Below are 22,966 nucleotides of genomic sequence, written 5' to 3'. Positions count from 1 at the left end.
AGAATCATCTTCAGAAACCACCCAAGACCTTTTTTTAAACCTCAAAACATGTATTACATTATCCTTTTCCATCCTACCAAAAAAATCCTACACTAATTTTATTAGACTCAACACCATCTGCAACCAACCAAACCTTATAACTACCTTCACTCAATGTAACCTTATGAGTAGAAAGCGAGCTATCTACATCTGTATAACTAGCTATTCCATCTGGAGTACCTATAAATGGTTTAAATTTTTTAACACCAATTTTTAAGCTATCAGGAATAAAACCAATATACTCTACATTAAACACAAGCTGTTTAGTTGAGTTGTTTATTGATTTTTTAGAAATTTTAACCTCACGAATATCTTTTATTGGATTAACTTCTAGGTACTCAACATTCGATTCAACACCATTTTGATGCATTACTACCTTATACCAACCTCGTTTTGAATCTTCCATTACAGACGGAAAGTAATACTCTTTAAAACCATCACTATCATCAATATTAATCTCAATTTTATATCCAGTTTCAACACCTCCATTTAAAACTGAATCATTGAGATGTCTTAATTCCAATTTTGCATCAATCAAACTAATATTAAAAACCTGATAGTTTACCCTAACCCCCCAATTTGGAGAAGGTATAAGCGCATTTGGACTATACAACACTGTTTGAATTTGTATACTCGGAGGATCTTCTATAGGAGAATCATCAACTTCAAAATCACGTATTTCAACACATGTTAATTCAGAAGTTCCTTCGGTTAAATCCAATACCAAATTAGATATGAAAAAATCATTGGCATTTTTATAGTCAAATAACACTAAATCAAGCGGCCAAACTAAAGACATTGCAATACCAGTTACCCTAAAAAAAGTACGCTTTTGCAACTCTTTATACATCAAACCTAAAGCCTTAGCATAAGTATTACTCTCTTTTTCATCAACACCAACTCTCACCCATTTATCAATCCAATAATCAACATAATCCACAACACCAGAAACAGAAGAACTAAGAATAAACAATTCATCTGATTGATTAATTAAAAAATCATCTGGAAAAGCATTAAAAGCTAATTGCCTTAGCTCATACCCAGTAGATGAACTTATTAAATTAAATTTTGAAGACTCAACCTCAATTAAACCTCCTAAACCGTTTATCTTTCGATATAATTTATATCCATCACGAAGCTTCCTATAATCATCCTTGAACAACCCTATAGACACATTTTGATACCAAGGATGAACTCCATTATAAATTTGAACTTTATTGTAGAACCTAATTTTAACCTCCTTAGAAGTTGTAATCAGCCCTCCAGAATCAAAAGACTCTTGTAAATTTTGGTTAAATACAAATCTTCTAGTAGATAAATTCATTCTTGATGTTGAATGAAACACCTCTAATTCTTTAGAGGTTGTAAAATCACTTTCATCATCAAACTCATACAATTCACCATCCACCTGATTTAAACACAAACCTAACTTTGTAAATGTTAAGTTTGACGCCAATAATGGATGGTATAAAAAAGGATACAATCTTAAATTATAATAACCATCATCTAAGAACATAAACTTCTCTATTTTCAAACTTCCTTTTACAACAGGTAAATCCTTTACTTTATCTACCGTAAACTCCAACTCATAAAACTCATCAGGAATTTTATCATCAAACAATGCAAAAACTTTCTTCTCTTCCTCTTGAGTTAAATGCTCTTTAAAATAAAGAGCCAGGTTAAACAAAGAATCAAATTCTTTATTTTCAATAGCCTTATTAACCCTACTCATCAAATCATCACTACCAACCTCTAACTTAACATTAATATAAAATTCAATTTCTAAAGTTGCATATTCATCTAAAGAACTACCCTCATAAGTAAAAAATGGCTGCTTTAAACTTAAATAGTTATCTTCATAATTACCTTTATCAATAAAACTATTCTCTAAAATACCTGCTCTATTTTCTACAATAGAACTAGACAACACTACAAAAGGACCATATATCAACTCATCGTACTTACTTTCACGTGGAAAAACTTTTACATTAAAAATATTACCCGGATCAGAAACTACATTCCCTTCAAAATTTGCTAGTGTAAAACCAATAAACCTTGAGTCATTTGAACTCACTTCCCAATATTTTAAAGGAAAAGAAGTTTTTGAATAAGTAGGAGGCACGAAGTCATCATTAAAAACATTTACAGCATCTTCAGGAATTAAATACTTATCAGAATCATTATCCCAACTAACTAACATTTTATCCAAATAAGGCAAAACATTTACAATTGGTGCTGATTCCCATTTTGGATTCACCCGCAATCGAACTAGATCATCCTCTCCCAAATACTCTAACGGATTAAAAATATCAAGATTATTATACAGATAAGAACCTCCAGATATTACCTCTTCATTAAAGCGATTTAAACCAATCAAACACCATTTACCATTATACTGAAACAATCTACAACCTAAACTCGTTATTAAATTAACCAACACATCATAAGCATTCATTTTATCACCATCATCAACATAACAACTACCATCAACATCTAAATCTTTATAATTTAATGTAAACCCAGAGTTTTGAAGAGAAGGAGCAAAAAACAATTTTAAATTTAAACCTGTCAGATTCAAACAATGCATTACTACCTCCAAAACACTTTTTTTTTGAACATAGTAATTAGGTGACATTTTTTTTTGCTTTAACCTACCAAAACCATCTGTAGAAATAAAATCAACAAAATAATTACCGCCATCCCAAGGTTCTTGAAATTGCTCAGGTAAAAGAAAACCCTGCCACAACAAAGACACAACACCATCATGCTCCCCTTCCAATAACACCTTATACCTTGTTTCACTACCTGTAAATAAATGATAAAAACTTTCACCTCCATGCTCTACCAAAAAATTAAAATGCAATTCGGAAGACATCAAATTTTTAAACTTCTCGTCACTACCATTCCATACTAACTTAGGTGAATTTATTTGAGTGTTTTCATTTATCAAAACCCTATCATTCTCGTGGGTATCTATTATTTTGATATTAAAAAAATCAACCTTCATCAGCCTCTTCTATTTTTTTTAGCTTTATCCTTCTCTAATAAAACATTCAACTTACCTGCATCAGTTGTCAATTTACCTTTTAAAACAACATTCACAGGAGCAGTATTTGGACTAGAAATCATACCAAATAAACTTCTTTGTTGTTGAGTGTTTAAAATCAACTCACCGGAATTTACTCTTGCCAAGATCTTATCACCATAAAAAGAACTACCACCAACAACACCACCAGTTTCAAACTTAGGTATTGCAGCAAAAGCAGCAACAACACCACTTACAGCAGTCGCTATAAATGCCGGTGTAGTAAATATCGCTGCTGGACCCGTAGACATTCCTGATTGTGTAGCTCCTGTTATGCTATTAGCTATTGAGTTAGCCAATAACATACTTATCAATTTTGTAACTGTTTTTCCTAAATTTTTAACAAATCCTTGAAAACCATTATCAGCTAAATCAAAGCTAGCTATCATATTATTCCCCATCGTTTCAAAAGCACCAGATATACTTGAAGTAATCTCCGCAGCCGCCTCTTGAAAAGCTGTTAGTTTTTTCCTAAGTCCATTTACAGTTTCATCTATTCCTGAACTAAAATCAGGCTTAACCGAACTACCTGTACCAAAACCTGATATTTCCTGACTTACCTCCCCGTTAACACCTCTTTTCCCATTTAATACATCAAACACTTGTTTACGTTTCTTTTTACCACCAAGTACCACAGGAATATTTAAAGGAGAAACACTTTCCACCTTCTTTAAAACACCACTTATATCAGTATTTTCTTTAAGAAATTTAATCTTTGCTCTTTTCTGAATCTTGTTAATTGCTTTTTCAGTATCATCAGAAATATTCAACAATAGTCCTGACCAGTTCTTCCTTAATCCTAAAGTAGTAGATGAAAAGCCGTTTTGCAATTCTTTTCCAAAACCCTTTATTAATTCTGGTATCTTACTAAACTCACCCGTTAACACTAACTTAAAAATAGAACCAAACAATTTAAACTTACTAACAAACGAATCAACAAAACTTAGAAACACCTCTTTTAAAGAACTAAATACGAATTTAGCAATCGACCACATATTTTTAAAAGCCAGCACCACTCCTTCAACACCCACCCTAAAAACCGTAGATTCATTATACAAGTCAACAAAATAATTTGCAATATTTACCAGCACCTTTTTTATTGGAACCCAATTTTTATAAACTACAACCCCTACCGAAGTCAAAGCTGCTAACACCAGACCTATCGGCCCCATTAAAAGTGTAAAACCAGCCGAAATAGCAGGTAACACTGTACCAGCTAAAGCCAATAAGGGACCAATAACCGCTGCCACCCCAGACAACAAAACAATAAATTTCTTCGTAACAGGACTTAAATTAGAAAAACCCCTTACCCATTCCTTTAAAACATCAACAAAAGGCAAAATTGCTTCGCTTATTATCTTACCAAACTCCTCTGACAAATCTCCTATAGAATTAGATAATTGTTTTAAAGCACCTGTACCCGCCTTAGCCGCCGCCGCCGCACTACCACCATACTGCTTTTCTAATTCATTTAAAATTAACGTTTGTGCCTCAGCCAACTTATTAGTTTCTACTAAGGTTCTTATTGTTTTTTTCTGAGCCTCAGAAAACTGAATCCCTGACTTACTTAACGCAGACAACCCCTTAACTGGGTCATTCAATGCTTTACCCAACTGAATACTAGCCCCCTTTAAATCACCATCTAATCTTGTAGCTAAATCCAAAGCTGCTTGCTGAGTTCTTTGAAATTGGACACCAGTAATATTTGTAAACGTTAATAGTTGAGAAGTAACACCTTTTAAAATTTCTTCATCTCCAAAAAGAGTATTGTTTTGCAAATCACTTGCCATCTTTTGCAATTGAGTTGATGTATACCCCACCGCATTCCCTGTAGAAATCAAACCAGCTTCCACTTGAGCTATTGCTTTTGCTTGAGTATCCCAATTCTTTAAAGATAATGCAGAAAACGCTAAAAAAGGAGCAGTAACACCTACCGACATAGTTTTACCTACATTCTCAAGCTTCTTCCCTACAACCTTAAGTTTTCTGCTAACTTTCTGCATTTGCGAAACAAACTCATCAAGCTTTACTGTAAACTTTATATTAATATTAGCACTACTCGCCATTTCTTAAATTATCTTTAAAATAATTTTCCAATTCTTCTCGACTACTTACACCAGAATCTCTACTCTTTTCATCTTCCCACGGAAACACAAATAAATCCTCTGGAGCTATTTGGTTATTTTTATCCAAATAAGGCAACACTGTAAAATACATCTGCATCCTTGACCTTTCCCAATCATCTTGATAAACCAACCTCTCTTTCTCCCTATAACCAGTTAGTGTATTAAAAAACTGTCGAGAAGTCAAAGAATAAAAATACTCTAAACTTAACCCCAACTCCCCCAGAGCCAACTGCTCCAACTCATCAAAACTAGGGTCGAAAACCTCAGTTTCCGACCCTACTGGTTTCCCTCCCCTTCAGTTTCTTTAGGAAAAGACTCTAATAAGAGATTCAATACACCAATAGTATCTATACCTCCTTTTAAAACTTCATCCAAAATATTATCAGAAGTTAAACTACAACCTTCATCTACTGACCTTATACCCGCCAATATGAGATTCCCTATAAAGTCCAATTGCTCAAAAGTTGGATCTTGGAGCGATGAAAAATTATGCTTTCGCATTAACTCATCAATACCTCCAAGTGTTTTATAACCATAAGACTCGCAAAGAAGCCTTAAACATTTAAAACCAAACTTTACTTGATACTCTACACCTAATACCGAAACTCTCATATTAACTAGCCACCTTAGTAAGTATCAATTTACCATCTCCTTTTAACGTATAATCAAAAGTCACCACTTCATCTGTGGTAGATTTAATTGAAAAATTTGAGATAAAAGCATTGCCCGAGTAAACCACATGCCCTATAGCCCCATCTGTAAAAGCCACAGACACTTTCTTTTTTAGTAAAGCTACATCTGTTAAAACTTTAATATCCAACTTGGTATCCTCAGTATTTTTCACATAAGCACTACTAGACAAACTCCAAGAATCTTTACCTGGTGAATTTTCAACACCATCTGTATCTTTAGATGCTATTTCTTTGAAATCCACATCATAACTAAGTGTAGCATCTGTTTCATGAAAAACATGATAGCCATCTATAGTTATTCTCATTTTACTACCGTTATAAAATCCCATTTTATATTATATTATTATGTTAAATTTTTGCTCTATATACAAGAAACCATCGCTAGTTCGATTTGGCTTCCCACCAAGAGGTTTATATTCATTTACCGAAGCTCTCAAAACATCTGTAACTGCATCAGCTACAACACAACACGAATCGTAATCCTCTGCAAAACTTAAAATATTTACACTCCAACCATTAGCCAAATCCCTTGTAGTCCCACCCAAATTTTCAATAAAATAAATAATGAAACTACCACCTTCAAGATCCGAGGGTTGTAGAGGGTAAATAGAATCTTCTTTACTAGACAACAACTCGATTAATTTTACCCCAGACTTTAAATCCCCATAAATCATAGATGAAAACTTACTAAAACTCATAAACTATCTATTCTTTTTTGAAAATAGCGAGCCACTCTTTTCTCTGCATCCTTTACAACACCTCCTTTAGTCTCCTGATATGCTTTATCCAAAAAAGGATTCGCTTTAATTTTTTTAGTACCTCTAAGTACAAATTGCCTTAAATACCAACCATCAGCTCTTTTTGTACTTGTTGGGCTTACATAAATCATTGGGTCACTCGCCCTTTTCATGGACTGTTTTCCCAACGACCTTTTCCCTGTTCCTGGTGATATAACCACCCCAAATATTTGCCCTTTTCGCTTTTGATAATGAGCTTTAGAACTAACAGGAGCTAACCTTCTAGCCGCTTTAAGAGTAGGATTAGCTACTTGACCAAGAATTTTAAGAACTTCTTTTCTCTTCGATTTATCTTTACCTAATCTTTTTATCTTTTTTTGAAGTACATCAAAACCCTCAACTTCAAACAGTGTTTTTGTTTTACTCACGATGAACTCCTTTCAATTTTAAATACCCTTTCCCTTGAGCCAAAACAGAAATAACTTCATAATTCAATCCTTTATACTCAATTTGCATTTCCTGTAAAGCACTGCCCAACCTAACATCATGCCTGATGATAAAATCTTTTACATTTACATAAACCACCTTACCATCCAACTTCTCACTGCTAGAAACATCCACTACTTTAGCCCAACACTCTTTAAAAACTATCAGTTTTTTAGTTGTTGAGCCACTTACATCCGACTTAACATCATTCTTTTTTTTAATAAAAATTCTTTGATTTAACTGACCTATAAATGTTTCTTTTTTCATTTAACAAGGTTTTCTATGAGTACTCAATAAGTTACTAACAGCATCATTAGATTTAACCATACGATTTGACCTAAACTCATAAAAATCACCCATCATTAATAAAATAGCCTGTTTAAATACTTTAGGTACTTTTTCTAACCCAACAGTACACTCAACAACTACAGCCTTATGACTACTAGCAACCTTAGGCAAATCATTCAAAAACTCAATTTTATTTTCAAACTTATCAACCTTTACCAAGCGATACATTTCATTACTCATTATTTCCTCTTCTCCCGACTCACTTAAATACCTAATACTTAAAATACTTCCTACTAATTCCCTTGAAAATTCTTCTACCTCTAAAAAACTAGAACTATATATAGTACAATTGTTTTTTAAAACCTTATACCCTAAAAAACTCTCTAAATAACTAACACAAGAATCTAAATACAGAAGAATTAAATCATCATCAATAGAAAAATCTTCTTCAATTTTTAAATGCTTTTTAGCTTGATTCAAAGAAATCAAAGTATTTTCTGCATTTTCATCAATTAAATAATGTGTCATTTTTTCACCTCCTCTGCGTACTTAGAATCAATCAATTCTAATCCTAAGTTATAATCTAAAGTAACCTCTTCCCCTACACTATAGGGAAGTAAGAACTTACCTGCAGGAGAAAGCAATATCTTTACCGTTATGGATTTTTTATCAGATTTTTTAGCCATATTATAAAACTTTAAACTTCTTATTAAACGCAAAAGCCTCAGGATGCACCACTTGCATATCAGCATAAGCATTTACAACTAATCTTATTTTCCCTGATGCAACTTGAGTTAAATTATCAACAGTAATTGAAATTCCACCCCATGACCCAGTAAAAACCTGAGACCAATCACCAAAAATCAAAGGATTCCCTCCAGATAAATCTGGTATTATATTTGTAGACACTAATTTACTCTCATTAAGAAGCTTACCATCTGAAAGCATTACACTATCTGTTCCTTTTACTTTAGCAGTCACCTTCAACTTCCCTTTTAAAGCTTTATTAGTAACATATGCCAAATTATTATCAGTAGCATTATTTGACTCTATTGCAGTTTCAAGAGCTACAATATCTACATACGAAGGATCTAATAAATCCGTAACCCCTCTACCCAAATCTAACACTCCTTCAAGATTAAGAATGCCTGTTGGAGCCTTACCCCCTGGTCCATTTAAAATTGCCGCAGCCAAAGATCTTCCGTAAGCATTATTCAGTAAATTAATTATAAACACCTCTATATTAACACTACTTTGAAACATCAATTGATGAGAAATATCTACTATAGCCACTATCCTTTTAGGTTTTAATACTGGCCCATCAAAATCCGCATCAGTACTTGTAGAAACTTTTTCATTTTCAGAAGCCCAATAAAACTCCACATCAGTATTAGACAACAATGGAACATTACCTTGCAAACCCGACAAATGAGTTACCCCCAATTCAGACAATGGATTATTAGGAAACAATGGAGCTACCATTCTTGGAGCTTCAGTCACTACTAACTTACCTCCTTTTTTTCCGTCATCACCAAAAACAGATTGACTCCTATCCTCAATCATTGAAGAAGGTATGCTTATTACATTTACCTGAGGAGCATCTAAACCCAGCCCTGTTAACTCATTCCTTGACTCTTGCCAAGCTTCTAATTCAACACCAGAAACCTTACCATCATTAACTACAGATCTCATTGCACGAGTTAAACTAAAAGTCCTATCTTCTTTTTTACCAGTATTAATATTTGGAGCGGAAATATTCTCACCTGTAGACCTAGCTTCCTCAGCCTCTATTTTTCCAATCAATTTAGCTCTTGCTATTTTAGGATCTAAAGCCTCTATTTGAGACTGATAATCATCAAACCTTTGCTCTTCTTCTGGGGTTAAATCTCTGTTTTCTTTTTTAGCTAAGTTTACCAAAGACTCTTGCTTACCCAACAAACCTCCACGCTCTTCTTTTAATTCTTTATATGTTTTCATTATTTAATTTTATTTTTATTAATAATTAACTCAAATTGCCTCAAATTCCTACCAGAAAAAGCTTTATCCTTTTCTCTTTGATCGTACGACCTTTTTGCCACACTTGTATCTTCATATGCAGGATAGGTTACTGGCGCAACATCATACAAAGCACCTACTTTCTTAATCTGCCTTATATCTAAATCATCTTCCTGTTCAATCCATATAACCTCCTCCGCTCTAAATGAAAATGAAGAACCAGAGACATCACCTGACTCAATTGCATCTTGTAAGTCTATTCCAAATGTTCTATTTGGGGTTAGGTATTTATATTTTAATCCTTCATCATCAACCCAAATATCAAGTGTCCCCGATTTTGTTCTTCCCAAAATTTGATCAGGATTATGATTCAATAAACATCTAACATCATCATCTAAAACCCCATCAAAAGCACCAGGTAAAATTTCTTCATAAAACCAATTTCCAATTTTGGTTCTTTTATTAAATTTCGCTGCTGTTCCTTGAATCTCTCCTCTAGAATCATCCTCCTCACTTCTATTTTCCACCTTCAAACTACCCCCTGAAAGCATTCTTCTTTCCTGCTCTACTGATTTACCCATCTTGTTTTTGTTTTAACAATGCATCTATTTGTTCTAAAATATTTGTATTTACCGGAGTTAAAGGAGAATCTAAACCTTCTAAAGCATTAAGTTCAAACAAAGCTCTAACTTCATTCCTAGTATACACTCCAGCATAAATCATTTTAGAAAAAAACTCAGATTGCGCCTTTAAGTCTGCCCTTAATAAGCTTTTAGTATTGAATTTTATATAATACCCTTCAATCTCTTCAGCTACAGAAAGTAACTTAACTGTATATTCGTTTTGAAACTTTAAAGACCAAGGCAAAACACTATCTGAAACATGCGCTATTTCTTGATGTTCTATATTACTAAAAGTGGCATTTTCTAAGGATTTCAACTTGTGCGGAGGCAAATTCAACCAACGAGCTACCTCTAACACACCGTTAGAATTGGTTTGTAGAAATTGACTTTCCTGAGGTGTTAATTTTATATGCTGAAATGTATTCGACTCATCTAAAACAGTTGCTTTAACCATTCCTTTTTGACTAAGCCTACTTGTTATTGCATTTGACAACCTAATTTTAGCGTCCGGATCCATAGACTTACTTGAAGTTACTACAGCTATACCTTCTCCTTTGGAATCATAATACTCATCTGCAAAGTTTTGTGATTTTAAATTAACCCCTAAACTTTTTGCAGCAAATGACACAACCCCGATCCCCGTAATTCCATCAAATGAAAACCCCGGAACATGAATAACATCATCTGAACTATACATCTCCCCATCAATCTCATAATATAATTTCCTGTTCTTCTTCCAAACAGTAACAGAGGTTTTATCTTGCTCTACCAAATGTAAAGCAACCACCTTCTCTTTATAATCACGTTCAATAATTGCGTAGGCATTTCCTTTCAAAATTGCATACTGAATCATCATTTTATCAAACATAAAAGACGTCATAAGTTTATTAGGACGTCTTGAAAGAATATAATTAATTGAATGATCTGGTTTTTTTTTACGATCACCCTCTATTTTTTGATAAAGAGACTTAGGAAGTTTAGCAAAATCATTGCTTATTATATCCACAGCGTTATAAAAAGCAGAAAGAGTTAATGCAGAATTAGTGTTAACAACCGAACTACTAGTAATACTTGGCCATAAACCAAAACCAGAGCTAACCGACTGTCCTTTAAATTCATTTTTTAATGCTTGGAATAACATTTTTTACATCTTTTACGATGTAAAAATCATAAGTTTTAGTAGTTATATTATTAACTATTGATTAACTATTGGTTTACTAGTTTTTTTTTAATAAATTTTTCACCAAAAGAAAACCAAAAAACAATTCTAAAATTATCAATAATACAACTAAAAAAAACCTAACCACATTCTGAAAGAGCTTTAACTCTAACAATAACGAGGTAACAAACGCTAATAAAAAAGTACTCAAAACTATCAACAATAGTTTCATATTTGGAGTTAAACTACTACTCATTAATCGTTAAATTTTTTATATACTTATTAATTACTCTAGACACTGTTCTTTCGTCAAATCCCAACTTTTTTGAAATTGCAGGAACTGTATTATTCTCATCATTTAGAAAAGCATCCAAAACCAAAGCTTCTCTTTCATTTTTTAAATCACCAACCATATTTAATACTTTTAAAACATCTTTTTTCTTTGATTGAGAAAAGAGTGATAACAATTATACCTAAACTCATCATAAATCAAGTAATGAATCTGATTAACCAACTCAAAAGCTTGCTTTTGAGAGTTACAACGAAGCACTATTTTAAAATAGTACTCAAAAAAACCATTACGGGTACCTATTTTTTTAGCTAAGTCATACACCCTCGACTTAACATTCCTTTCTTGCTGTTCCGCTATTAATACTTGACTCATTATTTTATCTTTTTTCACAAGAAGATTATTGTAGTTAAAATTTTAAAAACCATCGAAGTTTTCGAAACGTTCTAACCTCGACAAACTAATATCTTTTTCTTTTATTTTTAAATTAACATTATCAAAACAATCATTATCCAACCAATCATTGAACATTATTCTTAAATCCTCCTTATTTTTACTTAATACTATCTTTTTTCCATTTACATTAAAAACTATACATCTTTCAACCTCTTTATTTTTTGATTTTATCTTCATTTTTTTTATTATGTTATTTTAATTACTGTTTTAAAAGGTGTTTCGTTTGATTATAGATGTCCAGGACATCATTGTGTCCTAAACTTATTTTTAGATTTCTCTTATCCGTTTTTAAGTGAACCTTGCAATGAAGATGATCCGCCCATTCTGTAACTAATATCTTATCGGTTGTCAATTCCAAACTTTCGCGAATCGAAATAGATGGAGGATTAGCAACCTTCATATTTTCCCTCGGTGTTGTATTTTCAATTATTGCCATAACTACAGATTATTTAACCTATTCCAAATGAGATTGTAAAATCTTTCCTTCCTTGTCTTTTATTCCTTTGTCTTCTTGAAGAATTTCCAACCAACAATGTGCTTGTTCCAAAAGAGCTAACACATTTGATATTTCTTTTGGATTTTTCAAGTCATCTTTTGCTAAATTCACCTCTCTTATAGCGTCTGTTATTTTTTCTTCTACTTTTAATAATCTTGTCATTTTATTATTCTTTTTATTTCTCGATCACTTAAACAGGCTGATCGATCAACCTACAGTTATTCTTTGTGATTAATTGTTTCTCTTTTAGATCGACCGTCAATTAATCTGTTTACTTCATTAAAAATTTCATTTACACTTTTAGCTGTGAAATATTCTGATATTGGTTCTTTTGAAATATCATCGTATCCACCTCCTAAATGAACTGTAAAAGTGGTTTTATTGAAAATACTTTCTGCCTCCCATTTTACGTTTGCCCAATGTCTAGCACAATCTGGAAAAAGCAATTTTGATTTTTTCTCTAGTTCTTTTATTAATTTTTGAGTTGTCATAATTTCTACACTTTGTTTATAATTTATATTTAAGCCCTCTCAAAGCTTCAACTATGAAGTATGGTAATATTTCCCATTCTTTCAATCCATCTCTAACATCTCGTAAAATGTTTTTATAATACAAGTTTGGCCTATTCAATTTTAAAGCCCATGTAGAAGAAATTACTTCTATATGTTCATTTGTTATATGTTTAATTTCTTTCATTTTCTTAGTGTTTACGGTAGAGGCCAGAAAATCAATTCTTGGCCATTTAACTACAGGTTTAATTTGTTTAAGCATTTTTTACAACTAACAAAATCTTTATCGTCAGTTACGTTTTCACTTCCAGAACCACATATTGGTTCGCTATAAATTGGATTGAATGAGTTTTCTAAATCTTCAATCAAAGCAAAATGAGTTTTCATAATTTCTACAGGTTTAAAAAAAAGTGTAACTATCATAATCCCCATGACTAAATTTATTTGGTACAGGAATCATTCCTAGATATATTAAATATCTGGACTCTATGCCATTTACTACGTCTGCTTTGTTAAAAGGTTCTGGTAGATTTACTGTTTTAAATTCAAATTCACCATTTGAAAGATGATTTTCTAACTTTTCTTTGAGTTTTTTGAGACTTAGCTCGTTTAGATTTTCAAACGCTTTTATTGCTTTTGTTTTATATGTGTTTTGTGTCATGATTTCTACAGTTATTCTTTGTGATTAATTGTTTCTCTTTTAGATCGACCGTCAATCAATCTGTTTACTTCATTAAAAATTTCATTTACACTTTTAGCTGTGAAATATTCTGATATTGGTTCTTTTGAAATATCATCGTATCCACCTCCTAAATAAACTGTAAAAGTGGTTTTATTGAAAATACTTTCTGCCTCCCATTTTACGTTTGCCCAATGTCTAGCACAATCTGGAAAAAGCAATTTTGATTTTTTCTCTAGTTCTTTTATTAATTTTTGAGTTGTCATAATTTCTACAGGTTTAATGATAAGGTTGATTGCTTCTTACTTTGATTTACACCTTGAACCAGATTTATATTTTTCCCTATTTTCTTTCCTTGGTTAAATGCTGATTCTTCAGCAATTATTTGCTTCATAGAAACACTCTTAATTTTCATATTCAAGCTTTCAAACTGATCCTTTACCTTTGTTTTTTTATCAATAACCATTAAACTATATTTTTCGCTTGATAGTTCCGTTTTTCTATCATTATACATTTTATTCATTTTGCTAGAAATCCCATTAATAAAACCTTTTATAAATGAAGCTGCTAGAGTTCGACCATGGTACAGTTGTTTTAAATAAGCATAATCTTTAGATTTCATATACTTTGCCTTTTCTTTAAGACACGTTTTAACTATGAAGTTGTAGAAGTAACCGCAAAGCTCTGTATCTTCTTCAAATCCAAAAAACGCAATCCTTTTACTATTGTAGTAATAATGACAATCAAACAACCTTGTTAAACTATTGTAAAAATTAGTTAAATCATAGCCTGATTTCACTAATGGAACTTCCTTCAAAACACATTTCTCAGCTATATAAGGGTCTTTTAAATCATGCTCCGATATAAAAAAACTAACCATTAATTGATTTGCTTTTGAAAGCGCTGCCTCCATTTCTTCTTTACTAGCTCCATTATCCGTGGTCTTAGCTAAAAGAGCTTTAATTTTTGCCTTTATTTTTTCTCTCTTACTGTTCATGGTAACTACAGTTTTAAAGTTCGTTTAACACCCACCTAAGTGAGTATATTTTAGTCATAATAATGTCTTTGGCTGAACCTTCATCTAAGAGCTTCTTTTCAAACTCTTTTACTTTAGATTCTATTTCTTGCTTTGTTTTCATTTTCTACAATTAGTTTTTAATTTGTTTGTTTAATTTTGCCTACAATGGAAATACTTATAGGTTTACTTTTACTTTTTGTCTTTGTTATTGGGATAATTTCATTAATTAAAATATTTATCTCATTTTTAACAGACTCCGAATTAGTGAGTAATTGGTTTGATGAATCTGAAATCCCTATAAAAGATCGACCAATGGTTAAAAACATTTTCATTTACACTATTATATTTCTTGTTATATGCTTAATTGCTCAGCTCTTTATTTAACTACTGTTAAAATGAACGCCCCGAAGGGCATTCGGTTAATTACAAACTTCCCATTTATCAGAAAACAATTCTATCATTGTTTCTTTCCATGGCACATTACCAAATCGACTTTCAACGTATAAATACGGAGCTGTCATTTTGCTGTTTTCGTCTGGGTACTGAGCTTTAATTTTCACATCTTCACTCCATTGTGGTAATCTCATTGATTTACCTTTTTTTACTTGCTCGAAAGCTTCTCCAAATACCATATATCTAGGTTTTAAATTAATATTTGCGTTAATACTTGCGTAAGTGAAAACCTACAATTAGTTTAATATTTGATTATCTGTAAATTCTTTTGCTAACATCATTAATTCTTCTTGAGTAACATTTTTTAAAAACTTCCTACTACTTTTTAGAGACTCTTTTTGTTCGTCAGAATACTCTATTTCTTCAATACTTTTCATACTACACTTTAAGTTTAATTCGTTTATCTTCTTTTACGTAGTATTGAGTATTGCATGTTTGACATACATCTTCCATTTCAGTACAATTGCCATCAGTTGCGCTTTTCAACTTCTCTAAGAAAATTCTGCGTTTTTCACATACTGGGCAATATTGTGAGTGGAATCTCATAACTACACTATTTTAAATACGTCCTATACACGTTGGTTCGTCTTCATCTAATGCTATCCAGCATAAGGTGTCCATTAACACACTTTCCCAAATTGTTAAATCGTCTCCGTCATCAATCTTTGCTTGTAATTGGTCAATGGTGTTTTCCATTGCTTCTAATTTTTCTGGTGATATTTCCATAATTACTGTTAAAATGAACGCCCCGAAGGGCATTCGGTTAATTACAAACTTCCCATTTATCAGAAAACAATTCTATCATTGTTTCTTTCCATGGCACATTACCAAATCGACTTTCAACGTATAAATACGGAGCTGTCATTTTGCTGTTTTCGTCTGGGTACTGAGCTTTAATTTTCACATCTTCACTCCATTGTGGTAATCTCATTGATTTACCTTTTTTTACTTGCTCGAAAGCTTCTCCAAATACCATATATCTAGGTTTTAAATTAATATTTGCGTTAATACTTGCGTAAGTGAAAACCTACAGATTATTTAACCTATTCCAAATGAGATTGTAAAATCTTTCCTTCCTTGTCTTTTATTCCTTTGTCTTCTTGAAGAATTTCCAACCAACAATGTGCTTGTTCCAAAAGAGCTAACACATTTGATATTTCTTTTGGATTTTTCAAGTCATCTTTTGCTAAATTCACCTCTCTTATAGCGTCTGTTATTTTTTCTTCTACTTTTAATAATCTTGTCATTTTATTATTCTTTTTATTTCTCGATCACTTAAACAGGCTGATCGATTAACCTACAGGTTTAATATTGATATAATTGTTCTTTTGATTGAATTGAAGTTGTACTTTTCAATTCCTTTTGCTTGCTCTAAAGCAAAAGCCATTTTACCTTCTAATTCTTCACAATGCTCAACTAATCTTCCAAAAAGGTCTCCTTCATCAATAAATCCGTTTTCTACACCTTCATCCCATTCTTGAACTATTTCTTGTAATTTTTGACTCATGATAATTACTGTTTGATTAATATATCCTTCTTTCTTGGTTTGAATGCTGTTGTTCTTATTGGTCTATTACTTAAATCTTCAAATACAAGTGAAGCTCCACCATAAACAAATGATCTTGGACCATAAACAACTACATCAATTACCTTTTTATATTGATAGTCCCCAGGAACTTTACAATATTTCCCTACCCACCACCTTTTGTATGTTTCCTTAGCTTTTTCTATACCATCCATAATTCCTACTATTTATTTAATATCTCCAAAGAAGGTAGGCTGTTAAAACTGTACTAGTTATTCCTAGTACAAATCCTATTACTAAGTATTTTTGTTTCTTCATTATTTATTCTGTTTTAATCACCACCCACCTAAAATGGGTGGCTTGTTATTATTTTTATTTCAGCTTATACGCTGCATTTTTATTCCCTTTGTTCTTGTGCTGTTTCTTGTAATCATAACCTTCATGTTCAAAACACCTATAAACAGAACCTTGTGAAATATGTAAAGCATTCATAATATCTTTAATTGACACGTCTGGATTCTTATGCATGATAACCGCTAAGGGAGCTTTCTCTTTTAATCTATCACTAATCCCTTTTGGACGCCCTCCAAACTTTCCTCTTGCCCGAGCGGCTGCTAATCCTGCTTTTACTTTCTCATTACTTGATTTCCTAAAGTACTGACCTAACGCCCCAAATATTAAGAATATCAATTCTCCTTCAGCTGTTCTGGTACTTTCTGTGTTGATAAACGGATTAGTTAAATCCTGAAAGTCAACACCCATTTCATAGAAATGCTCTACTAATGTGATTAAGTACTTTAAATTTCTTCCCAACCTTGTTAGATCATAAAAGATTACTTTATCTCCTTGCCTTAGTTTCCCCAAGAGTTTTTTTAACTCTTTACGATCGTCATTTTTCCCTGAATCTTTATCAATAAAAATGTTTTCATCTTTAGCACCTAATAACTTTACTCTGTCAAGCTGCATATCGACATTTTGGTTTTCGGTACTCACTCTTAAATAATAAAAATCTTGTCTCATAATTTTGGATTTTAAATGTTACGTAATCATTCAAATCCATGTCTTGAGACTTCTTTTATTATATTATTCTATGCATCATAAAATGTATTTTTCTAGTTTGATTTACCAATATTGTTTCTTAGAATTTGTTTTCTAAGCCCCTAATACTATTGAACTTTCAGGGTCGTTGTATTTGCTTTCCTCATCTTCTTTAACTGAGAGTGTACCAGCCAGCGCCATAATTGAAGCAATAATCGGATCAATCCTTTTCGTTGCTTTTGCTTTTGTTAACCTGACATTTTCATTATCATCATATTTAGGTACACACCCACTTAATGCGTACTTTAAAATTGGATTATTCCCTACTCTTAACTTCCCACTTCTTACCAATCTATCAAACTCTTTTGTTGGGGAACTAAAATTCATTATCGTTTGTGAAAATGGACTCATCTCAATATTCTTTTCAGTAAAATTATTTACAAGCCCTCCTGAAAATTTACGGTCATACTCTACCCAATCAGTTTTATACTTAAAATAAGCCTCACCAACCACCGAAGCCAAGACCGAATAATCAACCATGTTTCCTTCTGTAGCAATTAAGTAAGTATCATTTTCATCTTTTGCATCATCCCTAAGCATTGATGCCCAGTACCTATACGGAACACCATCCTCCTTACTCCTTTTATCAATGGTATCTTTGGGGCAAAAACACCATACTTTCAAATCTCTCACACCGTTTTCATCAGGATTAGAAATAATTGCGTAAGCTGTAATATCTGTTGTAGTGGATAAATCCAGCCCACCACAATTTCCATTTTTAGCAAAGTTTTCTTCAATTATTAAATCTGTACAAGCTTCCCAGTATTTTGAATCTATCCAAACTTCAGGCGCATCAACCCACATATTCAAATGCTTTGTTTTAAAGTTTGGAATTTTTGAGGGCTGATTTTTAGCCTTTTGATATTCTCCCATCAGATAATCCATTGAAACTGTAACACCTAAGTTTGGATTAGCTTTAACCCAAACTTTTGGATCCTCCCAATCATCATCTTCATCTAAGTCATGAATCATTATAAAGAAACTATCATCTTCATCTACTCCCTCTAGAATCCTCTCACAACTTTCTTCAAATTTTTTACAGACACCGTGCACATTAAAACCTGCTGTTGTAATAGTTTTAGTTAATGGCTGCTTTCTAGCTGCCGAAGAAGATTCTAAATTTTCTTTAACCGTATCATCTCTATGAGCATGATATTCATCTATAATAGTTCTGTGGGAATTAATACCATCCTGTGTTTTACTATCTCCCCCTAGAGGCTTCATAAATGAATTTGTAGGAATAAATCTTATTTCTTTTTGATAAACTACAAACCCTAACCTTTGAAGTAAAGTTGATTTATTTATAAATTCACCAGATTGACTAAAACACAACTTAGCCTGCTCTTCCTTGGTAGCTCCAATATAAACCTCTGCTCCTTCTTCTAAATCGAAGGACATTGCAAAAAGGCCGTCACCAGCTTCAACCGCAGTCTTCCCATTTTTTTTAGCTACCTTCTCATAAGTATTTTTAATTAACCTTATTGCCTCACCAAATTCATTACGCTTTTGCCAAGCGTAAATATTATACAACATAAACTGCTGATGAGGAGCTAAAATAAATTTTTGCCCTGCTGACTTTCCTTTTGTATGAACTAAAAAATTTTCAAAGAACTTAATAACGGCAAAACCCTTTTTATGGTCCAACCAATAACCTTTTTCATTTGCATTCTCAATTAACCTAAAGAATCTTTTTACAGCAAGTTTTATTTTTCTTCCTGTAACAATCTTTCCACTTTCAACATCATTAGCATATTGAAACGGAATTGAGTTCTTTATTTCTTTAGGTATTTTCATTTAACCATATATCTTTTTAACTACTTGATCAAACAATGATAATTGCTCCCCTGAACTATCATCTGTTTTTAATTTTTGCCTGTCTTTAAAAGACAAACCAAAATGTGCTGACACTTCATCTAAATGTTTATCTGCCTTTTCAATGACAGTAACATGAGCTGAAACATTTGAGGCTCCTGATTTAAACTCTTGAACCAATCCTCCAAAATACCCTCGTTCATTCACCTTCTTAATTGCCTTACATCTAGCATCCATCCAAAAGGCTGCTTTTTGCAAATGCGTTAAGTCTAATTTTGAAAATTGCCTAGTTTTTAAAAACTCATTTCCAAACCAATACCACCATATAACCTGGTCAGTACTTAATCCTGAAGCTTGAATTGGTTTTGGTAACTCCTTCAATGCTTCATATAAAGTTGATTCTTCTTTTGTTAATGGAAGAACCTTTGATTTTCCTACTTCGTTATGTTTAATTTCCATTTGATTTCTTTCTATTTTTACCCCCCCTACTCAAAATTATCCGTGAGTAAAATTCTCTCTAGGAGGCGATGTAGGGTTATAGACCGCCTCAGAGATTACACCCCATATCCCCTTTAATTTTCTTTGTAGCCATGAGCCTCGCGCCCAGACTTACTATTATGACATTTTACACATAAGGGCTGTGTATTTGAATCTAAATAAACTTCTCCTCCATCTTCTATCCTCACAATATGATCTAAAACCTTTGCCACAACTACCAACCCCTTCTCATCACATTTCCTACAAAGCGGCTCTTCAGCTAACCTTTTCTTCCTATACTTACGCCAGCTCCAACTATTATAAATAGTTGAATTATCTACTGTTCTCTCATGCATTTGCTTAGGTTTCACATGCCAAGGCTTTCTTTTAGTTACTGGTTTATTAGGCATTAGACTAAAGAGTTTGATTCAACAACACCATCTACATACTTGGTCTTATCTTCGATATACCTTAAACCTACAGTTCCTAGTGAACCATTCCTATTCTTCTCTACTAACAAACACGCATTCTCTTCTCCATACAACCCCAACTCTTCATACAAACCACTATAATCTTCTGGGTTATATCCGTAGTAACTAGGCCTATACAACATACCTATCACATCTGCTGCTTCTTCTATTGCAGAAGCTTCCTTTAAATGATACTTCTTAGGTAAATGATATTTACTCTTCCTAACTTCTCTACTTATTTGCGACAACGCAATCACTGGAATATCTAATTCTTTAGCCAAATTTTTACACTCTCTAGCCGCCTCACCTATATTCAACCTTAATTCTTTATCCCCTGAAAACATTTGTATAAAATCAATAACCAATATTTTAATACCATGTTTACGTTTTAACGACCTAGCCTTTCTTTTCATTTCAGCAACAGTTAAAGCTGGCTTGTCATCAATATGAATTGGATACTCCTTCATCTCATCTACTACCGAATACAATGATTGAAAATATTTATCCTTATCAAAACCTGTCCTCATCAACTGATTCATATGAAAATTAGAATTAACAGCCGCTGCTCTAATAGCAAGTTGCTTAACACTCATTTCCATACTAAACATCCCAACCGAATCTCCACGCTGCGCACAAGCCAACATTGTACACATCACAAAAGCAGTTTTACCCATTCCACTATCACCTCCAATAACTATAAAATCTTGCGGCTGCCAACCAGAAAAATGATTATCTAATGCTTTCAAACCAGTTGGCAAACCCGTAATTTCTCCATTACTATTCGACAATCTCTGAACATGCTCAGGTAAACTAACCATTGCTTCTCTCCAAGTTACAGCCGAAGACTCAACATTTAAAACATCATCTACACTAGACAATTCTTGCCCCATTAACTCTAAAAGTTCATTTGGTGAAACCTCCTCATTATAAGCTAATTTTGAAATCCTGTTTGAAACTTCTATTACTTTTCGTTTTACATACTTCTCTTTAAGAACCTCCGCATGAAATTTGATGTTAGCCGTTGAACCTACCGACTGTGTTAACTCAACCAACAACATCACCCCTGAGTCTTTTAACTTACCTAATGATTTCAGCTTTTCTGCAACTGTTTGAAGATCTATAGGGTAGTTACTTTCAAATAAACTTTTCATAGCCACAAATACCTCCTGATGTTCTGGGAGATAAAAAACCTCTTTAACCAATATACTTTCAACTTCCCCGAAAGCCTTGCTATCAATCAACAAAGCACCTAAAACTGTTTTTTCTAAACCTGTTGCTTGTGGAGGAATCAAAACCGAGTGAGAATTTTTTACGCTCATAACTAACCAATTCTTTTACGTCTAACTGACGGTGTTTCTGATTTTAAAACTTTAAACCTTGAACTATTCGTTATCCAATTTCTAGTATATTTTGACAACCTTGCCAATAATACCTTCCCATCATAAACCAACTGCTCAACATCAACCGTATCATTAAAATCACTTTTAAATTTTTCTATGTTTTCAATCTGAGTTTTATTTTGCATCTCCCAAACCTCCATTTCATATGTTTTTTTATCTTTTAAAAAATCCCACGCTCGCGCGTCTCTCTCTGATATATTGGTTAATTGATTATGATACGTCGACGTATTTGTCGAACCTTGAACAACACTTTCAGTAACAGCAACGGATACAGCCGTTTTTTGAGGTTCGTTGTTTTTGTCGAACCTTGTCGTTAAATTTGTCGAACCTTGGTGAGGTTCGTTATTTTTGTCGAACCTTAAAACCCTCTTACCTTTTGCAGATAATCGAACATAATTATGTTGAGTTCTCCCTACTTTAACTTGCTCAATAAAACCCTTCTTTTTTAACTCAAGAAACGCTCTGTACGCCTTATTTGAAGAAGAAAACACAATAGGCAACTCTTCTGAAATTTTTTCAAATGTTATATTGTAATAAATCTCCTTTTCATAAACTATTGAAGTAGCCCAAGTGCTAAGCTTTCCTAAAAACTCTAATTGAACACCTTGTTGAAAAGTTAAATTATACTTACAACACATAGCCTGATTTAAAAGAATTACAAATTCCATTTACAATATTTTTTTACAAATTTTACATTGCTCTAACACTCCAAAAAAACCAATAGGCGCGCACATTTTTTTCTCGGCGCAATCATCATTAAATGACACATTTTCTTTTGTTTCTTCTACCTTATTCCACTTTGAAGTATCCATTATTTTAATTTTATAATTAGCTTTAAAAAATATGCTGGGAAAGCAAAGGGAATCTACTTTACCCAGCATACAAATTAGAAAACCAACAAATCACTACATCTTAATATGTTTACGTAAAAACCTATTTTCTCTATAAGTTAAATAGAGAAAAAGCCCAGTAAAAAACCATCCTAAACCACTACCAACCATCAACATTGCCAATTCTGGAGCTTGTATATTTTCTAAAATTTCAATCATAATTC

General features: G+C 32.6%; 41 protein-coding genes. All 41 read right to left on the bottom strand.

The features are described from left to right. Positions 1-73 precede the first annotated feature (73 nt). On the bottom strand, positions 74-3,046 hold the full coding sequence (locus ABNT65_RS20415; protein WP_348746751.1) for a hypothetical protein: 2,973 nt from the start codon (positions 3,044-3,046) through the stop codon (positions 74-76). Beyond that, a complete protein-coding gene (locus ABNT65_RS20410; protein WP_348746750.1) occupies positions 3,046-5,190 on the bottom strand; it encodes a phage tail length tape measure family protein in 2,145 nt (714 codons plus the stop codon). Before ABNT65_RS20410 ends, ABNT65_RS20415 begins: the two co-directional genes overlap by 1 nt. Further along, positions 5,180-5,347, bottom strand: coding sequence for a hypothetical protein (locus ABNT65_RS20405; RefSeq protein ID WP_348746749.1), 168 nt, complete (start codon positions 5,345-5,347; stop codon positions 5,180-5,182). The genes ABNT65_RS20410 and ABNT65_RS20405 overlap by 11 nt, the downstream gene beginning before the upstream one ends. Before the next feature lie 179 nt (positions 5,348-5,526). Further along, on the bottom strand, positions 5,527-5,862 hold the full coding sequence (locus ABNT65_RS20400; protein WP_348702684.1) for a hypothetical protein: 336 nt from the start codon (positions 5,860-5,862) through the stop codon (positions 5,527-5,529). A gap of 1 nt (position 5,863) precedes the next feature. Next, on the bottom strand, positions 5,864-6,247 hold the full coding sequence (locus ABNT65_RS20395) for a phage tail tube protein (RefSeq protein WP_348738128.1): 384 nt from the start codon (positions 6,245-6,247) through the stop codon (positions 5,864-5,866). Positions 6,248-6,277: 30 nt separating this feature from the next. Continuing rightward, positions 6,278-6,640 carry a hypothetical protein gene (locus tag ABNT65_RS20390; RefSeq protein WP_348746748.1) on the bottom strand — a complete coding sequence of 121 codons (363 nt, stop codon included), beginning with the start codon at positions 6,638-6,640 and terminating at the stop codon, positions 6,278-6,280. Beyond that, the gene (locus ABNT65_RS20385) at positions 6,637-7,107 is read right to left on the bottom strand and encodes an HK97-gp10 family putative phage morphogenesis protein (RefSeq protein WP_348746747.1); all 471 of its coding nucleotides are present in this window, start codon (positions 7,105-7,107) and stop codon (positions 6,637-6,639) included. The genes ABNT65_RS20390 and ABNT65_RS20385 overlap by 4 nt, the downstream gene beginning before the upstream one ends. Beyond that, entirely contained in the window at positions 7,100-7,432 is a 333-nt protein-coding gene (locus ABNT65_RS20380; RefSeq protein ID WP_348746746.1) for a phage head closure protein, read from the bottom strand. The genes ABNT65_RS20385 and ABNT65_RS20380 overlap by 8 nt, the downstream gene beginning before the upstream one ends. After that, positions 7,433-7,981, bottom strand: a complete 549-nt coding sequence (locus ABNT65_RS20375; protein WP_348746745.1) for a head-tail connector protein — start codon at positions 7,979-7,981, stop codon at positions 7,433-7,435. After that, positions 7,978-8,139 carry a hypothetical protein gene (locus tag ABNT65_RS20370; RefSeq protein ID WP_348746744.1) on the bottom strand — a complete coding sequence of 54 codons (162 nt, stop codon included), beginning with the start codon at positions 8,137-8,139 and terminating at the stop codon, positions 7,978-7,980. The genes ABNT65_RS20375 and ABNT65_RS20370 overlap by 4 nt, the downstream gene beginning before the upstream one ends. 1 nt (position 8,140) lies before the next feature. After that, positions 8,141-9,430 carry a phage major capsid protein gene (locus ABNT65_RS20365; protein ID WP_348746743.1) on the bottom strand — a complete coding sequence of 430 codons (1,290 nt, stop codon included), beginning with the start codon at positions 9,428-9,430 and terminating at the stop codon, positions 8,141-8,143. Continuing rightward, positions 9,430-10,029: an HK97 family phage prohead protease gene (locus tag ABNT65_RS20360; RefSeq protein ID WP_348746742.1), complete on the bottom strand. Its 600-nt coding sequence runs from the start codon at positions 10,027-10,029 to the stop codon at positions 9,430-9,432. Before ABNT65_RS20360 ends, ABNT65_RS20365 begins: the two co-directional genes overlap by 1 nt. Then, positions 10,022-11,212, bottom strand: a complete 1,191-nt coding sequence (locus ABNT65_RS20355; RefSeq protein ID WP_348746741.1) for a phage portal protein — start codon at positions 11,210-11,212, stop codon at positions 10,022-10,024. The genes ABNT65_RS20360 and ABNT65_RS20355 overlap by 8 nt, the downstream gene beginning before the upstream one ends. A 266-nt stretch (positions 11,213-11,478) precedes the next feature. Beyond that, positions 11,479-11,643, bottom strand: coding sequence for a helix-turn-helix domain-containing protein (locus tag ABNT65_RS20350; RefSeq protein WP_348738117.1), 165 nt, complete (start codon positions 11,641-11,643; stop codon positions 11,479-11,481). Positions 11,644-11,654: 11 nt separating this feature from the next. Continuing rightward, on the bottom strand, positions 11,655-11,894 hold the full coding sequence (locus ABNT65_RS20345; protein ID WP_348702673.1) for a hypothetical protein: 240 nt from the start codon (positions 11,892-11,894) through the stop codon (positions 11,655-11,657). Between the two features lie 42 nt (positions 11,895-11,936). Next, positions 11,937-12,152 (bottom strand): hypothetical protein, encoded by a 216-nt coding sequence (locus ABNT65_RS20340; RefSeq protein ID WP_348702672.1) that lies wholly within the window; start codon positions 12,150-12,152, stop codon positions 11,937-11,939. 22 nt (positions 12,153-12,174) lie between these two features. Next, positions 12,175-12,411 (bottom strand): hypothetical protein, encoded by a 237-nt coding sequence (locus tag ABNT65_RS20335; protein WP_348746740.1) that lies wholly within the window; start codon positions 12,409-12,411, stop codon positions 12,175-12,177. Between the two features lie 18 nt (positions 12,412-12,429). Further along, positions 12,430-12,633, bottom strand: coding sequence for a hypothetical protein (locus tag ABNT65_RS20330; RefSeq protein WP_348738441.1), 204 nt, complete (start codon positions 12,631-12,633; stop codon positions 12,430-12,432). A 56-nt stretch (positions 12,634-12,689) separates the two neighbouring features. Beyond that, a complete protein-coding gene (locus ABNT65_RS20325; protein ID WP_348746739.1) occupies positions 12,690-12,962 on the bottom strand; it encodes a hypothetical protein in 273 nt (90 codons plus the stop codon). Between the two features lie 16 nt (positions 12,963-12,978). Continuing rightward, positions 12,979-13,242 (bottom strand): hypothetical protein, encoded by a 264-nt coding sequence (locus ABNT65_RS20320; protein ID WP_348746738.1) that lies wholly within the window; start codon positions 13,240-13,242, stop codon positions 12,979-12,981. Continuing rightward, positions 13,218-13,367 carry a hypothetical protein gene (locus ABNT65_RS20315; protein WP_348746737.1) on the bottom strand — a complete coding sequence of 50 codons (150 nt, stop codon included), beginning with the start codon at positions 13,365-13,367 and terminating at the stop codon, positions 13,218-13,220. The genes ABNT65_RS20320 and ABNT65_RS20315 overlap by 25 nt, the downstream gene beginning before the upstream one ends. A 13-nt stretch (positions 13,368-13,380) precedes the next feature. Beyond that, a complete protein-coding gene (locus ABNT65_RS20310) occupies positions 13,381-13,641 on the bottom strand; it encodes a hypothetical protein (RefSeq protein WP_348746736.1) in 261 nt (86 codons plus the stop codon). 11 nt (positions 13,642-13,652) lie between these two features. Continuing rightward, positions 13,653-13,925, bottom strand: a complete 273-nt coding sequence (locus ABNT65_RS20305) for a hypothetical protein (protein WP_348746735.1) — start codon at positions 13,923-13,925, stop codon at positions 13,653-13,655. Between the two features lie 5 nt (positions 13,926-13,930). Continuing rightward, positions 13,931-14,656, bottom strand: coding sequence for a DUF2786 domain-containing protein (locus ABNT65_RS20300; protein ID WP_348746734.1), 726 nt, complete (start codon positions 14,654-14,656; stop codon positions 13,931-13,933). Between the two features lie 13 nt (positions 14,657-14,669). Next, on the bottom strand, positions 14,670-14,798 hold the full coding sequence (locus ABNT65_RS20295; protein ID WP_348746733.1) for a hypothetical protein: 129 nt from the start codon (positions 14,796-14,798) through the stop codon (positions 14,670-14,672). Positions 14,799-15,096: 298 nt separating this feature from the next. Further along, on the bottom strand, positions 15,097-15,309 hold the full coding sequence (locus tag ABNT65_RS20290; RefSeq protein WP_348746729.1) for a hypothetical protein: 213 nt from the start codon (positions 15,307-15,309) through the stop codon (positions 15,097-15,099). A 57-nt stretch (positions 15,310-15,366) separates the two neighbouring features. After that, positions 15,367-15,507, bottom strand: coding sequence for a hypothetical protein (locus tag ABNT65_RS20285; protein ID WP_348746732.1), 141 nt, complete (start codon positions 15,505-15,507; stop codon positions 15,367-15,369). 1 nt (position 15,508) lies between these two features. Next, positions 15,509-15,676: a hypothetical protein gene (locus ABNT65_RS20280; protein WP_348746731.1), complete on the bottom strand. Its 168-nt coding sequence runs from the start codon at positions 15,674-15,676 to the stop codon at positions 15,509-15,511. A gap of 12 nt (positions 15,677-15,688) precedes the next feature. Further along, positions 15,689-15,856 (bottom strand): hypothetical protein, encoded by a 168-nt coding sequence (locus ABNT65_RS20275; RefSeq protein WP_348746730.1) that lies wholly within the window; start codon positions 15,854-15,856, stop codon positions 15,689-15,691. A 37-nt stretch (positions 15,857-15,893) separates the two neighbouring features. Next, positions 15,894-16,106 carry a hypothetical protein gene (locus ABNT65_RS20270; RefSeq protein ID WP_348746729.1) on the bottom strand — a complete coding sequence of 71 codons (213 nt, stop codon included), beginning with the start codon at positions 16,104-16,106 and terminating at the stop codon, positions 15,894-15,896. Between the two features lie 67 nt (positions 16,107-16,173). Further along, the gene (locus ABNT65_RS20265) at positions 16,174-16,377 is read right to left on the bottom strand and encodes a hypothetical protein (protein WP_348738441.1); all 204 of its coding nucleotides are present in this window, start codon (positions 16,375-16,377) and stop codon (positions 16,174-16,176) included. Positions 16,378-16,427: 50 nt separating this feature from the next. Then, positions 16,428-16,637: a hypothetical protein gene (locus tag ABNT65_RS20260; RefSeq protein ID WP_348738439.1), complete on the bottom strand. Its 210-nt coding sequence runs from the start codon at positions 16,635-16,637 to the stop codon at positions 16,428-16,430. Positions 16,638-16,642: 5 nt separating this feature from the next. After that, positions 16,643-16,870, bottom strand: a complete 228-nt coding sequence (locus ABNT65_RS20255; RefSeq protein ID WP_348746728.1) for a hypothetical protein — start codon at positions 16,868-16,870, stop codon at positions 16,643-16,645. 157 nt (positions 16,871-17,027) lie between these two features. Further along, positions 17,028-17,675: a recombinase family protein gene (locus tag ABNT65_RS20250; RefSeq protein WP_348704014.1), complete on the bottom strand. Its 648-nt coding sequence runs from the start codon at positions 17,673-17,675 to the stop codon at positions 17,028-17,030. Between the two features lie 132 nt (positions 17,676-17,807). Then, entirely contained in the window at positions 17,808-19,547 is a 1,740-nt protein-coding gene (locus ABNT65_RS20245; RefSeq protein ID WP_348704012.1) for a terminase large subunit, read from the bottom strand. Continuing rightward, the gene (locus ABNT65_RS20240) at positions 19,548-20,024 is read right to left on the bottom strand and encodes a P27 family phage terminase small subunit (RefSeq protein WP_348704009.1); all 477 of its coding nucleotides are present in this window, start codon (positions 20,022-20,024) and stop codon (positions 19,548-19,550) included. A 113-nt stretch (positions 20,025-20,137) separates the two neighbouring features. After that, positions 20,138-20,452, bottom strand: a complete 315-nt coding sequence (locus ABNT65_RS20235) for an HNH endonuclease signature motif containing protein (RefSeq protein ID WP_348746727.1) — start codon at positions 20,450-20,452, stop codon at positions 20,138-20,140. Continuing rightward, positions 20,452-21,831: a replicative DNA helicase gene (locus ABNT65_RS20230; RefSeq protein WP_348746726.1), complete on the bottom strand. Its 1,380-nt coding sequence runs from the start codon at positions 21,829-21,831 to the stop codon at positions 20,452-20,454. Before ABNT65_RS20230 ends, ABNT65_RS20235 begins: the two co-directional genes overlap by 1 nt. Positions 21,832-21,833: 2 nt before the next feature. Then, positions 21,834-22,580, bottom strand: coding sequence for a hypothetical protein (locus ABNT65_RS20225; RefSeq protein ID WP_348746725.1), 747 nt, complete (start codon positions 22,578-22,580; stop codon positions 21,834-21,836). After that, the gene (locus ABNT65_RS20220; protein ID WP_348746724.1) at positions 22,581-22,724 is read right to left on the bottom strand and encodes a hypothetical protein; all 144 of its coding nucleotides are present in this window, start codon (positions 22,722-22,724) and stop codon (positions 22,581-22,583) included. Positions 22,725-22,817: 93 nt separating this feature from the next. Then, on the bottom strand, positions 22,818-22,961 hold the full coding sequence (locus tag ABNT65_RS20215; protein ID WP_348746723.1) for a hypothetical protein: 144 nt from the start codon (positions 22,959-22,961) through the stop codon (positions 22,818-22,820). Positions 22,962-22,966: the final 5 nt, after the last annotated feature.

The organism is Tenacibaculum sp. 190524A02b (assembly GCF_964036645.1).
Classification (GTDB): domain Bacteria; phylum Bacteroidota; class Bacteroidia; order Flavobacteriales; family Flavobacteriaceae; genus Polaribacter; species Polaribacter vairaonense.
This window is presented reverse-complemented; position numbering and strand designations above follow the sequence as displayed.

Coding starts and splice junctions, on each gene's coding strand:
- ABNT65_RS20415 (WP_348746751.1), bottom strand. CDS start 3,046: ATGAAGGTTGATTTTTTTAATATCAAAATAATAGATACCCACGAGAAT.
- ABNT65_RS20410 (WP_348746750.1), bottom strand. CDS start 5,190: ATGGCGAGTAGTGCTAATATTAATATAAAGTTTACAGTAAAGCTTGAT.
- ABNT65_RS20405 (WP_348746749.1), bottom strand. CDS start 5,347: ATGCAGATGTATTTTACAGTGTTGCCTTATTTGGATAAAAATAACCAA.
- ABNT65_RS20400 (WP_348702684.1), bottom strand. CDS start 5,862: ATGAGAGTTTCGGTATTAGGTGTAGAGTATCAAGTAAAGTTTGGTTTT.
- ABNT65_RS20395 (WP_348738128.1), bottom strand. CDS start 6,247: ATGAGAATAACTATAGATGGCTATCATGTTTTTCATGAAACAGATGCT.
- ABNT65_RS20390 (WP_348746748.1), bottom strand. CDS start 6,640: ATGAGTTTTAGTAAGTTTTCATCTATGATTTATGGGGATTTAAAGTCT.
- ABNT65_RS20380 (WP_348746746.1), bottom strand. CDS start 7,432: ATGAAAAAAGAAACATTTATAGGTCAGTTAAATCAAAGAATTTTTATT.
- ABNT65_RS20375 (WP_348746745.1), bottom strand. CDS start 7,981: ATGACACATTATTTAATTGATGAAAATGCAGAAAATACTTTGATTTCT.
- ABNT65_RS20370 (WP_348746744.1), bottom strand. CDS start 8,139: ATGGCTAAAAAATCTGATAAAAAATCCATAACGGTAAAGATATTGCTT.
- ABNT65_RS20365 (WP_348746743.1), bottom strand. CDS start 9,430: ATGAAAACATATAAAGAATTAAAAGAAGAGCGTGGAGGTTTGTTGGGT.
- ABNT65_RS20360 (WP_348746742.1), bottom strand. CDS start 10,029: ATGGGTAAATCAGTAGAGCAGGAAAGAAGAATGCTTTCAGGGGGTAGT.
- ABNT65_RS20355 (WP_348746741.1), bottom strand. CDS start 11,212: ATGTTATTCCAAGCATTAAAAAATGAATTTAAAGGACAGTCGGTTAGC.
- ABNT65_RS20350 (WP_348738117.1), bottom strand. CDS start 11,643: ATGGTTGGTGATTTAAAAAATGAAAGAGAAGCTTTGGTTTTGGATGCT.
- ABNT65_RS20345 (WP_348702673.1), bottom strand. CDS start 11,894: ATGAGTCAAGTATTAATAGCGGAACAGCAAGAAAGGAATGTTAAGTCG.
- ABNT65_RS20340 (WP_348702672.1), bottom strand. CDS start 12,152: ATGAAGATAAAATCAAAAAATAAAGAGGTTGAAAGATGTATAGTTTTT.
- ABNT65_RS20335 (WP_348746740.1), bottom strand. CDS start 12,411: ATGGCAATAATTGAAAATACAACACCGAGGGAAAATATGAAGGTTGCT.
- ABNT65_RS20330 (WP_348738441.1), bottom strand. CDS start 12,633: ATGACAAGATTATTAAAAGTAGAAGAAAAAATAACAGACGCTATAAGA.
- ABNT65_RS20325 (WP_348746739.1), bottom strand. CDS start 12,962: ATGACAACTCAAAAATTAATAAAAGAACTAGAGAAAAAATCAAAATTG.
- ABNT65_RS20320 (WP_348746738.1), bottom strand. CDS start 13,242: ATGCTTAAACAAATTAAACCTGTAGTTAAATGGCCAAGAATTGATTTT.
- ABNT65_RS20315 (WP_348746737.1), bottom strand. CDS start 13,367: ATGAAAACTCATTTTGCTTTGATTGAAGATTTAGAAAACTCATTCAAT.
- ABNT65_RS20310 (WP_348746736.1), bottom strand. CDS start 13,641: ATGACACAAAACACATATAAAACAAAAGCAATAAAAGCGTTTGAAAAT.
- ABNT65_RS20305 (WP_348746735.1), bottom strand. CDS start 13,925: ATGACAACTCAAAAATTAATAAAAGAACTAGAGAAAAAATCAAAATTG.
- ABNT65_RS20300 (WP_348746734.1), bottom strand. CDS start 14,656: ATGAACAGTAAGAGAGAAAAAATAAAGGCAAAAATTAAAGCTCTTTTA.
- ABNT65_RS20295 (WP_348746733.1), bottom strand. CDS start 14,798: ATGAAAACAAAGCAAGAAATAGAATCTAAAGTAAAAGAGTTTGAAAAG.
- ABNT65_RS20290 (WP_348746729.1), bottom strand. CDS start 15,309: ATGGTATTTGGAGAAGCTTTCGAGCAAGTAAAAAAAGGTAAATCAATG.
- ABNT65_RS20285 (WP_348746732.1), bottom strand. CDS start 15,507: ATGAAAAGTATTGAAGAAATAGAGTATTCTGACGAACAAAAAGAGTCT.
- ABNT65_RS20280 (WP_348746731.1), bottom strand. CDS start 15,676: ATGAGATTCCACTCACAATATTGCCCAGTATGTGAAAAACGCAGAATT.
- ABNT65_RS20275 (WP_348746730.1), bottom strand. CDS start 15,856: ATGGAAATATCACCAGAAAAATTAGAAGCAATGGAAAACACCATTGAC.
- ABNT65_RS20270 (WP_348746729.1), bottom strand. CDS start 16,106: ATGGTATTTGGAGAAGCTTTCGAGCAAGTAAAAAAAGGTAAATCAATG.
- ABNT65_RS20265 (WP_348738441.1), bottom strand. CDS start 16,377: ATGACAAGATTATTAAAAGTAGAAGAAAAAATAACAGACGCTATAAGA.
- ABNT65_RS20260 (WP_348738439.1), bottom strand. CDS start 16,637: ATGAGTCAAAAATTACAAGAAATAGTTCAAGAATGGGATGAAGGTGTA.
- ABNT65_RS20255 (WP_348746728.1), bottom strand. CDS start 16,870: ATGGATGGTATAGAAAAAGCTAAGGAAACATACAAAAGGTGGTGGGTA.
- ABNT65_RS20250 (WP_348704014.1), bottom strand. CDS start 17,675: ATGAGACAAGATTTTTATTATTTAAGAGTGAGTACCGAAAACCAAAAT.
- ABNT65_RS20245 (WP_348704012.1), bottom strand. CDS start 19,547: ATGAAAATACCTAAAGAAATAAAGAACTCAATTCCGTTTCAATATGCT.
- ABNT65_RS20240 (WP_348704009.1), bottom strand. CDS start 20,024: ATGGAAATTAAACATAACGAAGTAGGAAAATCAAAGGTTCTTCCATTA.
- ABNT65_RS20235 (WP_348746727.1), bottom strand. CDS start 20,452: ATGCCTAATAAACCAGTAACTAAAAGAAAGCCTTGGCATGTGAAACCT.
- ABNT65_RS20230 (WP_348746726.1), bottom strand. CDS start 21,831: ATGAGCGTAAAAAATTCTCACTCGGTTTTGATTCCTCCACAAGCAACA.
- ABNT65_RS20225 (WP_348746725.1), bottom strand. CDS start 22,580: ATGGAATTTGTAATTCTTTTAAATCAGGCTATGTGTTGTAAGTATAAT.
- ABNT65_RS20220 (WP_348746724.1), bottom strand. CDS start 22,724: ATGGATACTTCAAAGTGGAATAAGGTAGAAGAAACAAAAGAAAATGTG.
- ABNT65_RS20215 (WP_348746723.1), bottom strand. CDS start 22,961: ATGATTGAAATTTTAGAAAATATACAAGCTCCAGAATTGGCAATGTTG.